We start from the raw sequence: 12,811 nt of genomic DNA, 5'->3' as shown, positions 1-12,811 counted from the left end.
GGTTTCCGGTTAACGCCGGCCGGCAACCCTCGTCGTTGACCGGAACTCGGACGCCGCAACCACTACCCTCGGGCCCATGGCTATCGGGGTGAAGGTCCGAAGGTTCTCCAAGATCGCACCGCTACTGCTCGCCGGTGCACTCGCGGCCGCGGTGCCGGGGCACGCCGCAGCCGAACCCGTCCGAGGTCCCGACGTGGCCTCCTGGCAACACCCGGGCGGGTCGCCGATCGACTGGTTCTCCGTCCGCAATGCAGGCCACGACTTCGCGATGGTCAAGGCCACCGAGAGCCTCAACTACGTCAACCCGTACTTCGTCCAGGACTGCCTCGCCATGCGCGTCGCCGGAGTCGCCCGCGGCGCCTACCACTACGCGGACCCCACCCAGTCGCCCGAAGCGCAGGCCGCCTTCTACTCGACCGTGGTCCTCGGCATCAACGGTCCGGGCGACATGCCCCCGGTCCTCGACATCGAGCATTCCGCCGGTCTGCCGCCCGCCGCGCTGATCGACTGGACGCACCGCTACCTCGACACGGTCCAATCGCTCACCGGACGCCAGCCGATCATCTACACCTACCCGAACTTCTGGCGGACGGCGATGGCGAACACCAACGAGTTCGCCGGATACCCCCTGTGGATCGCCGACTACAACGGCCAGAACACGCCCGGCCCCCTCCCCGGCGGCTGGAGCAACTGGACGTTCTGGCAGTACACCAGCACCGGTCGCATCCCCGGCGTCAACGGCGACGTCGACCTCAACGTCTACAGCGGGGCGCAGGGCGACTTCGCGCGGTACTCCAACAGCGCGTCCCCCTTCGGGAGCTGAGGGCCGGCGGAGATGCGGGTGCGGTGAAAACCGCTGCACCGTGCGGTCGGCCGACGATAGCCTGGAGAGATCATTCGGCGTGCAGTGTGCAGCTGGATCGGCCGCCTCGAGCGGGGGGCAGTCGAATCTGCGGGAGGCCGTCGTTCTGATGGGAGCCGCCGACAACTTGGCATCGTCGGTGGGCACGTTCCCGGTGTGGTTTCCCAACTTGATCGGATACCACGCCGAGTGTGTGCGAATAACACGTCGGGCCCTCGGTGAGCGCGCATACGAGTCGGCGTGAGCAAGTCTCGTATGTGTGCCGGCCGGGGAGTTCGCGTAATGGACGGCCGATATCGCAATGCGGCTATTCACCCCGCGCTGCAGTCCCTAGCGTGAGTCCCACTGATTGGTGAGTCGGGTAACAACGACGATCAAATGTTATCCAGGGCACAGATGAAAAGGGTGGAGACGGACCGGTTCCCAGGGTGGGCTTGCCTGCCCGACGGTCATCCACGCCTGTACTCACCGACCATGCCTCGCTGATTCTGCTCACCTGCGCACAACGTGACGGTGAGTTCCCACAATCCCTCTCCCACAATTCGTTTCAGCGACCAGAAGGGTCTCATCCATGTCCATTCGAGAATCCATCGATCAAGCTCCGATGAGCAAATATCAGGTCATGGTCGTGGGGATCTGCCTCGCGATCGTCCTGTCGGAAGGCTACGACCTGTTGTTGATGGCGTTCGCCGCCTCCGGTGTCGCGCAGGAGTTCGCGCTCAGCGGCTCGGAGACCGGGTTGCTGCTCAGCAGTGCCCTGGTCGGCATGGCGTTGGGGTCGGCATTCATCGCACCCCTGGCCGACCGCACCGGACGGCGGCCGCTGACACTGGCGTGCTTGCTCCTGGTATCCGTGACGATGGCGTTGGCGTCGATCACGACGACCTTCGCACAGCTCGGGGTGTGTCGACTGCTGACCGGGCTCGGCATCGGAGGGCTGGTCGCGAGCCTGCCGGTCCTGACCGCCGAGTTCTCTCCCCGTCGACGCCGGGGAACCATGATCGCCCTGTACACCACCGGGTTACCGCTGGGCGGAATGATCGGCGGTCTGGTCGCCGCGCTGCTCACCTCGACGTTCAGTTGGCGCGCCAGCTTCGTCGCCGGCGCCGTTCTGACCTTCCTGCTGCTCGTACTCGTCTACGCACGGATGCCCGAATCGATCGACTACCTGCTGGTGCGCCGTCCCCCGGGGGCGCTTGAAACGATCAACAGCACCCTGCCGAAGATGGGACTGGCCCCGATCGAGGCGCTGCCGGAGCCGGAGCCGCAGGCCGGCCAGGGCATGAAGGCAGCGATCTTCAGTGGGCGCAACGGCATCCGGTCGCTGCTTCTCGGATCCGCCTTCTTCATCATGATGGCGGCGTTCTACTTCGCCGCGAGCTGGACTCCGAAGCTGCTGCAGCAGAGCGGGTTGTCCGCCCAGCAGGGCATCAGCGGCGGAATGCTCCTCAACCTCGGCGGGGCGGCAGCCACTCTGACGTTCGGCGTCCTCGCGATCGTGGTGACCAGCCGAATCCTGACCGTCGCGGCACTCGTCGGCGCGAGTATCTCCTTCCTCGCGATGAGCACGGCGCTGGGCAGCTTCGCCACCGCACTCCTCGCAGCGGTCGCAGTCGGTGTCTTCGTCAACGCCAGCGCCACCGGTCTCTACGCCCTCGCCCCGGACTGCTATCCGACGTCCGTCCGCGCCACTGCCGTCGGCTGGGCGTCTGCGGTCGGCCGGCTGGGTGCCATCATCTCGCCGATCCTCGCCGGCGTCCTGATCGACCGCTCCTGGACGCCGTCGTCGCTGTTCATCCTGTTCGCCATCCCACTCCTGATCGGCGCAGTCCTCGTCACGGCGATCAAGATGCCCGTTCCACACGCCGCAGTCGTCACCAGTACGAGCCTCGGTGACGTCCAGGCCCGAACGCTCTCACCATAGAAATTCGTGATTCGCTCGCCCGTCGGGATCCACCGCAACGGGCGAGCGAGTCGCGAGCCGTGATGCGCATCGACGTCAGCGGCAGGCCGGATTTCCGGGGAACGGGGTGACACCGGCGCGGCAGCCGACTTCGGTCACGGCGGTCAGCCGCTCGACCGGTTCGCGGATCTCGAGCGCGGGCAGGAGTCCGTCGTTCAGGAGAAAGCTCTTCGTCGCGGGCGCCGTGGCGCTCGCGTCCAGCGTTCCGCGTGCTCGCGCGAAGTTGACGAGTTCGTCGTACACCATCGACAACGCGGCCTCGGTCGTCCGGTCTTCCGGGTTCAGTCCGGCGAAGTCCACACCCGTCTCGTATTCGTGGCGGACTGCGTGTGGACCCTGGTCGCAGGTGGGCTGATTCAGGTCGATCCGGAAGTCCTGCCCGGCAGGGCCGGGCGGTGTGATCGTGCCGGCGTCGGTGCACACGTGGTGCGAGATGCGGTCACCGAGAGCGTGAAGGTAGATGCCGGTCCGCGCGTTCCAGGAATTGTCGCCGACCCAGGAGTCGAACTGTGACGACAGGACGTTGTCGGTGATGACCTGCTGCCCGGTCATGTTGGTGAACGGGATGGCGGCCGGAGTCTCCAGGCTGTAGGTGCCGTTGATCGGCACCGGGTTCGTGTCTCCGTAACACGTTGCGCCCGTTCCGTAATCGCCGTCAGCCGACGGGTTCGTGAAACCTCCCGTGCACAGCGGCGCGTCGCTTCCCGGCCCCGCCATGGCCCACGTCCGCAGGTGCGTGAGCATGATCTCGTGCCGCGGATCGTCGACGTTCGGTTGCAACCCGTTGGGCAGGGGATCCGTCGGCCCGCGCAACGTGGGCAGGAAGTGGAACAGGAACCCGCCGGTGTCGAAGTGAGTGCGCACCAGGCCGCTGATGTCCTTGGTGGTCAGCGCGTCGGCTCCGGGAGCGGGCCGGCCGACGAGGTCGCGGGGGACGAACGTGCCGAGGTCGGTCGCCTCGTCGTATGCCGCGATCCAGTACGCATCCTGTTCGGAGAAGCCGACGGTGCGGGCGATGATGTACGTCGAGTCCGAGTGCACGAGGCTCCGTCCGCCGAGCGGGCGACGCAACGTGAACCCGTAGCGGAGGAAGGCCTCGGCGCCGCAGACCGGCGAGTTGGGGTCGTCGAGTAGACATTCGGGGGGCAGTGGCGCGCAATTGTGCGGCGGGGCACCGTCCTCGGTGTAGCAAATATCCTCGGCAAATCCGTACACCGGTGGCGGTGACACGACGAAAGCGGCCGCAGTGAGCGTCAGCGCCGCGAGGGTTCCACCGGCTCTTCGAGTGAATCTTCTCATCGAGGTGCACCTTTCGGTGAGGACGAGTATTCCCACATTAACACCGGGGAATGCGCGCGCGGACCGGATTAGATGTGGGGTCGAAAGCGTCACCACCCGTGACTGTTTCAGGACTCGATTTCCCGCTCCGCCCACACCTGCCACTTGTCGTTCACTGCATTCGTCAGGTCGATGTCGTGAAACCGTGCGAGCAGCAGAGTCTGGCAGAACACGTCGGCGACTTCGCGCCGGAAAGCCTCGTCCAGTTCTTCCGGTGACCGGCTTTTGTCCCGTGCCTGTCCTGTCTTCATCAGAAAGGCCTGGGTCAGCTCACCGACCTCTTCCTGCAACTTGAGAAGAAACCAGGTTGCATCACGCTCGATGCCGAACCTCGCGGCATACACCTGGGAAACGTGCTCGACGTCGTCGGACAGCTGGCTCAATTCCACCTTCTCAGTGGAACAAAGTGTTCGACTTCGTGTCGAGATTTCCGCTTGCCATGATCGATACCGTTACTGGGGCGAACCTTGCTCACATCGAATCGACGGGGGTTTACTGCGCAAAGGGGTGTGACGGTCCGAATCGGGCCAGGAGCGGAAGGAGAACAACTCTCTTCCACTTTCAATGTATAGCGCACCCGGGGGCTTGCGGCAAGGCCCGGGTGGTGTCGCAGAATTACCGGCCTGACCCGGAACCTGCGGAATTGGGAGTCGTGAGTGCGCGCCGAAAATCTGAATCCACATCACCCGTCACGGATCGGAGCTGTTGACCTGAGGCCCCTTGCCGCCGGTGCTTTCGACCTTCCTGACCACCTCGCGCCCAAGGCCGACCCGGCGCTCATCGCCGGCGACGAGCGGCACTTCGCGGCGATCGAGGAGAGCCTCGCGCAGTCCATCGACGATTTGTCCCGCCGCATCGATTCCGAGCGCAAGGCACCCCGGCGCCTCGGCCAGGAGGCGATGGAGCGGGACATGATGGTTCACGACCTGAACGCTCAACTGCGCGCCCTGCGCCGCTTCGGCCTGGACCTGTGCCTCGGGCACATCGTCGGGGCCGGCGACTCCGAGCCCGTGTACATCGGACGCCTCGGCCTCATGGACAGCGCGGGCAATCAGCTGCTGGTCGACTGGCGGTCCCCCGCGGCCGAGCCGTTCTTCGGCGCCACCCACGCCAACCCGATGGGCCTGGCCAGCCGCCGCAGATACCGCTGGACCCGCGGCCGGATCAGCGACTACTGGGACGAGGTGTTCACCGCGGACGGGTTCGACGGGAACGCCGCGCTCGACGACCAGTCCGCGTTCATCGCCAGCCTGGGCAGCAACCGGTCGGCCCGGATGCGTGACGTGCTCGGCACCATCGCGGCCGATCAGGACGCCATCATCCGCGCGGGATCCGGCGGCGCCCTCGTCGTCGACGGCGGCCCGGGTACGGGCAAGACCGTCGTCGCGCTGCACCGGGCCGCGTACCTGCTGTACTCCGACCCCCGGCTCCGTCACGGCGTGCTGTTCGTCGGCCCGCACGAGCCCTACCTGGCGTACGTCGCCGACGTGCTGCCCAGCCTCGGCGAGGAGGGCGTGCAACTCTGCACGTTGCGGGACCTCGTCACCGAGGGCGCCGCCGCCGGGATCGAGAAGGATCCGGAGGTGGCGCGGCTGAAGTCCTCGGCGGATCTGGTGAAGGCGATCGACGCGGCCGTGAAGTTCTACGAGGAGCCGCCTGCCGAAGGCATGACGGTCGCGACCGACTGGTCCGACATCTGGCTGAGCGCCGAAGACTGGGCCGAGGCGTTCGAAGCGCCGGAGCCCGGCACCCCGCACAACGAAGCGCGCGAACAGATCTGGGAGCTGCTGCTCACGATCCTGGTGGACAAGTACGACGGCGATGCTCCCGCGGCCCAGGTTCGGAAGTCGTTGCTGCAGAACGACGAACTGCGCGCAACGCTCGAGAACGCGTGGACGATGATCGAGGCCGCCGATCTCGTCGGCGACCTGTGGTCGGTGCCCGCCTACCTGCGCAAGTGCGCGCCCTGGCTCGGCCCCGACGAGGTTCGGGCACTGCAGCGGGCGGACGCCCAGAAGTGGACGGTGTCCGACCTGCCGCTCCTCGATGCGGCACGGCAGCGGCTCGGGGACCCGGAGGCGTCGCTCCGGCAGCGCCGGTACAACGCCACCGTCGCCGCCGAACGCGCGCGGATGAGCACGGTCGTCGACGACCTGATCGCGGCCGACGACTCCGAGTTGCTCGTCATGTCGATGCTGCGCGGCCAGGACCTGCAGCAGTCCCTGGTCGACGAGACCGCTCTGCCGAGCACCGACCCCGATCTGCTGGCCGGACCGTTCGCGCACGTCGTGGTGGACGAGGCCCAAGAGCTCACGGACGCGGAGTGGCAGATGTTGCTGCTGCGCTGCCCGTCCCGCAGCTTCACCATCGTCGGGGACCGTGCCCAGGCCCGGCACGGGTTCACGGAGTCGTGGCGCGCACGGCTCGAACGGATCGGGTTGGACCGGATCGAGCCTGCCGCGCTGAGCATCAACTACCGGACACCGGAAGAGGTGATGGCGGAAGCCGAACCGGTGATCCGGGCGGCGCTCCCGGACGCCAACGTGCCGACCTCCATCCGCAGCAGCGGCATCCCCGTGGTCCACGGCCCGGTGTCGGATCTGCGCTCGATCCTGGACACCTGGCTGGCGTCGAACTCCGACGGGATCGCCTGCGTCATAGGCGATCCGACGTTCCCGGCGATGTCGCGGATCCGGTCGCTGTCACCGGAACTGGCGAAGGGGCTCGAGTTCGACCTCGTCGTGCTCGTCGACCCGGAGTCGTTCGGCGAGGGCATCGAGGGCGCCGTCGACCGCTACGTCGCCATGACCCGGGCCACCCAGCGACTCGTCATCCTCACGAGTTCCTGACGGCGGAGTCCGGATCGATCGGCGGCGGAAACGGGTAGCCGCCGCCGAGGGTGGGCTGGGACGATGAGGGGTGCCCTTCGAGAGGAGACGAACGATGACAGCGTCCGATCCACAGGTCACCACCCGCGAGGAATGGCTCGCCGCGCGGCGCGAACTGCTCGCGCAGGAGAAGGAGCTGACCCGCCATCGCGACCGGGTCAACGCCGCCCGGCGTGCGCTCCCGATGGTCGAGATCACCGAGAACTACGAGTTCGACGGTCCCGGGGGCCGGGCACGGCTGGTCGATCTGTTCGACGGCCGCGGCCAACTCCTGATCTACCACTTCATGTTCGAACCCGACGCCGACGAGGGATGCCCGTCCTGCACGTTCACGATCGACAACGTCGGCGACCTCCGCCACCTCTACGCCCGGGACACCTCGTTCGCGGCCGTGTCCCGCGCACCCCTGCACAAGCTCGAGCAGTACCGGCAGCGCATGGGCTGGAGCATTCCCTGGTACTCCTCGCTCGGCAGCGACTTCAACTACGACTTCCATGTCACTCTCGACGCGTCGGTCGCGCCGGTCGAATACAACTACAAGGACGCGGCCGAGCTCGAGCACATGGACCCCGCGTGGAAGGGCTGGTCGGGCGAGGAGCACGGCGTCAGTGCCTTCCTCCGGCAGGGTGAGCGCGTCTTCCACACCTACTCCGGCTACGCGCGCTCCACCGACATGCTCGTCGGCACCTATCACTGGCTCGACCTCACCGCCCGCGGTCGTCAGGAGGACTGGGAACCGGAACCGCGCCGCGGCGACGTCCCGTTCATGAGCTGGCTGCGCCGTCACGACGAATACGCAGCGGACGAGATTTCGGGGAAGAAGGTCCCCGACTGATCTACATCAGTTCGTACCCCGCCGCCTGCAGCTCCAGATAGTCGCGCACCAGCAGGTGAGAACCGGGCGTGGACACCGCAGTCCACGGAATGTGTTTGGGCAGTTGCAGTGCCAGCGATTCGGGTACCGCCTCGCGGCACCTGATGCCTGCCCGGGCTCGCGGCGTCAGCGAGTTCCACCACGAGTCGAGGACGCACCGGCATTGGGCGAGATACTCCGACAGCGGTCCCTGGAGCATCGCCATCTGCGGAATCGGATCGGGTCCGCCGGTGATGCCCGCGACGCACGCGTGCCCGCACACGGCCATCACCTGCCCGATGAACTGCGGCGGCATGATGCCTTCGGGGTCTCGCAGCAGGGCGAGGCGCGCGCCGGCGGAGAGCGCTTCATACGCCGTCACGGGGTCGATGGCCTCGTCGCCCATGACACGAAGGTACCCGGCTGCGGCCGTCTCCTATCGGGAACAGCGATTTGTTCATCTCGCGGTGTAGTCACGCCACGCGCGTTCCCACTGCCGGGTCAGGGCCGGGTAGACGAGGAGATACCGAAACGGGGCGATGGCGGCCATGTAGAGCCGCCCGAACCGGCCGTTGGGTTTGACGAGGACGGTCATCTGCAGGCCGTAGTCGCCGTCCGCGCCGCGCACCCAGCCGAGATGCATCACGGTGTGCACGGTCGTGTTCGCCAATTCGCGGGCGGCCTCCCGGTCCAGTTCGTAGACCGCTGTGAGTGGCATGCCCTCGTCGTCGGGGCCTCGGGGAGCGGCGCGGAGGTCGTCGGGCAGGCGGTCGCGGAGCGAGGCGACCCGTTCGCCGACGCCCGCCGACGGATCGTCCCAGCCGAACAGTTCGCCGAGCTTCCACCGGACGGCGAACAGGAACCGCACCACCCGGGGCTGCTTCCCGAGACCGCCTCCGGCCCGCATCGCGGCGAGCATTCTGGGGAAGTCGTCCGGACCGGCTCCGGGTGTGCGGTACGACCACACGTCCTCGACGTCGAAGTCGCTGGTGAATTCGTGGATGCGCCAGGGCTGCGCGGTGTAGGTGGCCTCTGCTATTCGTGGCACTGTCGTCCCCGATCTATACGGCACCGTATATTTCATCTATACGGTACCGTACACATTGACTGCGATCAATGGAGGTGGACCGATTCCCGCCGTCGCCCGCACCACACGAGCCCGCTGGATCGAGGCCGGCCTCGACGCCCTCGCGCGCGGCGGACCGGACGCCGTCCGCGTCGAGGCACTCGCCGCCGAACTCGGCGTCACGAAGGGCGGGTTCTACGGCTACTTCGACGGCAGGCCCGCGCTGCTGACGGAGATGCTCGACGAGTGGGAGCGCCGCTGCACCAAGGCCGTCATCGCCCAGGCCGACGCCGAAGGCGGCGACGCGGCCGAGCGGATCCGGCGCGTGGGTCAACTCACCTACTCGGAGGACCTGCACCGGATCGACCTCGCGATCCGGGCCTGGGCGCACCACGACCGGTCCGTCGCGGCACGCCTGCAGCGCATCGACAACGAGCGGATGCAGTTCCTGCGCACTATGTTCGGCACGTTCGTCGCCGACCCCGACGAGATCGAGGCGCGCAGCACCCTGATGTTCGGGCTCGCCATCGGCCGCCACTTCATCGTCGCCGACCACCCCGGGTACACCAAACGCGAAGTCATCCAGCTCGCCGGGGAATTCCTCCTGCGCCCGTGACGCTCTCCTCGGCGCCGATCAGGTCGGGGTCGTCCCCGGCGGGGCCGGTGCCGACAGAATCATGGTCGGGTCGGTGCGCCGGAGGGCGTCGACGGCGGCGTCGCGGTCGCGGCGTTCGAGTGCGTCGACGAGATCTTCCATGACCTGGGCGAGCCCGTCCAGGTGCACGTCCGGCGCGGTGGCCTCGAGCACCGCGCGCAGGTAGGACACTCCGACATCCATGATGCTCAGGTAGAGGGTGTCGAGGAGGATACCCTTGCCGATTCCGGCGAGGTGGGCGTGCAGTTCCCAGCACGCCCACACGAAGTCGGACGTCGCCGCGGAGTTGCGGGCGCGGCGCACCTCCCACAGCCGCTCCGAGAACGTTTCCTGGTCGGCGAGCGTCATCTGCCGCAACGCCTCCTCGATCAGCAAGGGGGCGATCGCGTCTCGGATCTGGACGGCTTCGGCGAAGGCCGCGTGGTCGCCGGCGGCGGCGCGGAACCACCCGTTCATCCGGGACAGCGGGGAGGGGTCGCAGGCGAAGATGCCGCCGCCCGGGCCCGGGCGTGAGGTGATGACGCCGCGGGCCTGCGCGAGTTTGATCGCTTCGTTCATGGTCCCGACCGAGAACCCGCAGATCTTCCGGAGATCGTCCTTGCTCCCGATGCGTTCGCCGGCCAGTGCGCCGGCGGCGAGACGGGCGATCTGACCGGCGGCCTGCTCCGCGCGCGAACCGCCGAGCGATACCTTGGACGGGAGATTCGCTGGGTGAGGCCACATTTCGCGCGAGTAGGCCGGCCCCTCGAAGTCCGTGACTTCGGGGGCGAGAACTTCCTCGTCGCCGTCGGTGCCGCTCATCGGTCTCCTCTCCGTTCGTGGGGGTCAGTATCGCATCGCTCTTGACAAGTGACTGCCTTCACATCACTCTATCAATTAATCATGATTATTTCTCGCCGCTCGGGTGCACGCGGGCCGCGACCCCCAGAAGCCTCACCAACCGAAGGACACACCATGACGATCACCGACACCGCCCCGCACACGACGTCGCCGGTTTCCGAGCGGGAACGCCTGGTCACCGCCGCCAGGGCGCTGGGCCCCCTGCTCCGCGACAACGCGGCGCGCGCAGAGGCGGACCGCCGCGTACCGGAGGAGAACATCGCGGCGCTGCGCGAAGCCGGCCTGTTCGACATCACCAAACCCGCACGCTTCGGCGGGGCGGAGGAGGACTTCCGCACGTTCCTGGAGGTGTCGCTGGAACTCGGCCGTTCGTGCGGCTCCACGGCGTGGGTCACCACGCTGAGCAACGTGACGTCCTTCTTCGTCGGGGCCTATCCCGAGTCGGTGCAGCAGGACGTGCTGGGCGCGGATCCGCGCATCGCCACCTGCGGCGTGTTCACCCCGACCTCGACCTCGGTCCGGGTCGACGGCGGATACCGGGTCACCGGACGGTGGGGATTCGCGTCGGCGTCGCACCACGCGAGCTGGGCCAATGTCGGTATCCCCCTGACGAACACCGACGGTGAGGCCGTCGGGGCGGCGTCGGCGTGGATCCCGATGACCGATCTGTCGATCGACAACACCTGGTACGTCGCGGGCATGTCCGGTTCCGGCAGCGACACCCTGGTCGCCGACGACGTCTTCGTCCCCGACGCCCGGATCCTGTCGGTCACCGACATGATGGAGGGGCGCACCGCCTCCGAGTTCCAGGACGAAACGCTGTACCACTCCTCGCTGGTACCCGTCCTGGCGCTGGTGCTGGTCGGACCCGTGCTCGGCATGGCGGAAGGCGCCTACGACGCGGTGCTGTCGACGCTGCAGAAGAACAAGCCGATCGCGTACTCGTTCTACCAGCGGTCGATCGACGCGCCCTCCACCCAACTGAACATGGCCGCGGCCCGCTCGCTGATCGATCAGGCCCGCCTCCTCGCGTTCCGCGGCGCAGACGAGATCGATGCCGCGGCCGCCGCAGGCCGGCAGATGCCGGTCGTCGAACGGGCACGCGCGCGGATGGACGCCGCGCAGGCGGCGAACCTGTGCCGCGAGGCGGTCGAACTCCTGCTCAACGTCAGCGGCGCCGGCAGTTTCGCGCAGGTCAACCCGCTGCAGCGGATCTGGCGCGATCTGGAAACCAGCTCACGGCACGCCTTCATCAACCTGAACATCAACCAGGAGATCTACGGGCGCGCCCTGCTCGGGATCGACGAGCAGGTATCCCCCTTCGTCTGAGTACTCCCAGACACTCTCCGGCACAAGGAATTCCCATGACACTGCACACCCTCACCCGCGTCACGATCGGCGTTCCGAACGTCGCCGAGACCGCCGCGTTCTACGACGATTTCGGCCTGACCCGCACCACTCCGGCGGCCGGTGTGTCCGGCCGCACCGAGGCCGTCTCCTTCTCCACCCGCGACGGCGGCGACCAACTCGAATTGGTTCCCGTGCCCGACCGTCGCCGGCTGATCGGACTCGACGTCGCGGTCGACGACGCCGACGATCTGGACCGCATCACGCACAACCTGCAGCGACTGGACCTGCACCCGACCCGCTCCGAGACGGAACTGTCCGTCGTCGACCCGGGCACCGACGTCCGCGTCCGGGTGGTCATCGGATCCCGAATCATTCAGACTCCCTTCGCTCTTCCCGCGTACAACCTGCCCGGCAACATCGGGCGCGACGCCGCCCGCGCCGACGCGATCGAGCGGACCGGCCGGGTCCGCCCCCGCAAACTCGGGCACGTCGTCATCGGCTCCACCGATCAACCGGCGAGCGAACGGTTCTTCACCGAGGGCATCGGATTCAAGGTCAGCGACCGGGTTCCCGGCATGGCCGCGTTCCTGCGGTGCTCGACCGACCATCACAACGTCCTGGTGCAGGCGGCACCGGTGACGATGCTCCACCACACCAGTTGGCAGGTCGACGACGTCGACGAGGTCGGCCGCGGCGCCACCGCCATGCTGGACGAGGACCCGCAGCGCCACGTGTGGGGTCTCGGCCGCCACCACATCGGGTCCAACTTCTTCTGGTATCTGAAGGACCCGGCCGGGAATTTCAGCGAGTACTCCTCCGACCTCGACTGCATCGTCGACGACCAGCTGTGGACGCCCCGGGACTGGGAAGGTGCTCGTGCCCTGTACAACTGGGGCCCACCGCCCCCGCCGTCGTTCCTGGCACCCGAGGATCTCGCCGAACTGATGACCGGAGTGCACGGGTGATTCCCGTACAGCCCACGGAAGAGAGGAACAG

The 12,811-nt window shown here is 67.4% G+C and carries 12 protein-coding genes; 7 read left to right on the top strand and 5 right to left on the bottom strand.

What is annotated here, in order from left to right:
• Positions 1-76: 76 nt before the first annotated feature.
• Together ACFU5V_RS22520 and ACFU5V_RS22515 are read left to right on the top strand one after the other, a co-directional pair.
• Complete coding sequence (locus ACFU5V_RS22520; protein ID WP_012690516.1) at positions 77-823, top strand: glycoside hydrolase family 25 protein; 747 nt, start codon at positions 77-79, stop codon at positions 821-823.
• A gap of 643 nt (positions 824-1,466) precedes the next feature.
• Positions 1,467-2,786 carry an MFS transporter gene (locus ACFU5V_RS22515; protein WP_378701998.1) on the top strand — a complete coding sequence of 440 codons (1,320 nt, stop codon included), beginning with the start codon at positions 1,467-1,469 and terminating at the stop codon, positions 2,784-2,786.
• A gap of 75 nt (positions 2,787-2,861) precedes the next feature.
• Here the strand turns inward: ACFU5V_RS22515 and ACFU5V_RS22510 are convergent, their stop codons facing one another.
• Complete coding sequence (locus tag ACFU5V_RS22510; protein ID WP_378701996.1) at positions 2,862-4,124, bottom strand: hypothetical protein; 1,263 nt, start codon at positions 4,122-4,124, stop codon at positions 2,862-2,864.
• Positions 4,125-4,231: 107 nt separating this feature from the next.
• Positions 4,232-4,552: a pyrophosphatase gene (locus ACFU5V_RS22505; RefSeq protein WP_378432729.1), complete on the bottom strand. Its 321-nt coding sequence runs from the start codon at positions 4,550-4,552 to the stop codon at positions 4,232-4,234.
• A gap of 321 nt (positions 4,553-4,873) precedes the next feature.
• Here ACFU5V_RS22505 and helR point away from each other — a divergent pair, with 321 nt between their 5' ends.
• Both helR and ACFU5V_RS22495 read left to right on the top strand, forming a co-directional pair.
• Positions 4,874-7,012: an RNA polymerase recycling motor ATPase HelR gene (gene helR, locus ACFU5V_RS22500; RefSeq protein WP_378702315.1), complete on the top strand. Its 2,139-nt coding sequence runs from the start codon at positions 4,874-4,876 to the stop codon at positions 7,010-7,012.
• A 94-nt stretch (positions 7,013-7,106) separates the two neighbouring features.
• Complete coding sequence (locus tag ACFU5V_RS22495; protein WP_378432732.1) at positions 7,107-7,886, top strand: DUF899 domain-containing protein; 780 nt, start codon at positions 7,107-7,109, stop codon at positions 7,884-7,886.
• A 1-nt stretch (position 7,887) separates the two neighbouring features.
• Here ACFU5V_RS22495 and ACFU5V_RS22490 read toward each other — a convergent pair whose 3' ends face one another.
• The gene (locus ACFU5V_RS22490) at positions 7,888-8,310 is read right to left on the bottom strand and encodes a hypothetical protein (protein ID WP_378432733.1); all 423 of its coding nucleotides are present in this window, start codon (positions 8,308-8,310) and stop codon (positions 7,888-7,890) included.
• A gap of 51 nt (positions 8,311-8,361) precedes the next feature.
• Complete coding sequence (locus ACFU5V_RS22485) at positions 8,362-8,952, bottom strand: DUF2867 domain-containing protein (RefSeq protein WP_378701994.1); 591 nt, start codon at positions 8,950-8,952, stop codon at positions 8,362-8,364.
• Between ACFU5V_RS22485 and ACFU5V_RS22480 the strand changes: the two genes are divergently transcribed.
• The gene (locus ACFU5V_RS22480; RefSeq protein ID WP_378701992.1) at positions 8,930-9,586 is read left to right on the top strand and encodes a TetR/AcrR family transcriptional regulator; all 657 of its coding nucleotides are present in this window, start codon (positions 8,930-8,932) and stop codon (positions 9,584-9,586) included. The genes ACFU5V_RS22485 and ACFU5V_RS22480 overlap by 23 nt on opposite strands.
• A gap of 18 nt (positions 9,587-9,604) precedes the next feature.
• Here ACFU5V_RS22480 and ACFU5V_RS22475 read toward each other — a convergent pair whose 3' ends face one another.
• Complete coding sequence (locus ACFU5V_RS22475; RefSeq protein ID WP_378701990.1) at positions 9,605-10,426, bottom strand: FadR/GntR family transcriptional regulator; 822 nt, start codon at positions 10,424-10,426, stop codon at positions 9,605-9,607.
• Between the two features lie 153 nt (positions 10,427-10,579).
• Here ACFU5V_RS22475 and ACFU5V_RS22470 point away from each other — a divergent pair, with 153 nt between their 5' ends.
• Together ACFU5V_RS22470 and ACFU5V_RS22465 are read left to right on the top strand one after the other, a co-directional pair.
• A complete protein-coding gene (locus ACFU5V_RS22470) occupies positions 10,580-11,794 on the top strand; it encodes an acyl-CoA dehydrogenase family protein (protein WP_378701988.1) in 1,215 nt (404 codons plus the stop codon).
• 35 nt (positions 11,795-11,829) lie between these two features.
• On the top strand, positions 11,830-12,780 hold the full coding sequence (locus tag ACFU5V_RS22465) for a VOC family protein (RefSeq protein WP_378701986.1): 951 nt from the start codon (positions 11,830-11,832) through the stop codon (positions 12,778-12,780).
• Positions 12,781-12,811 lie beyond the last annotated feature (31 nt).

It is taken from the genome of Rhodococcus sp. NPDC057529 (genome assembly GCF_042802055.1).
Taxonomy (GTDB): domain Bacteria; phylum Actinomycetota; class Actinomycetes; order Mycobacteriales; family Mycobacteriaceae; genus Rhodococcus_F.
This window is presented reverse-complemented; position numbering and strand designations above follow the sequence as displayed.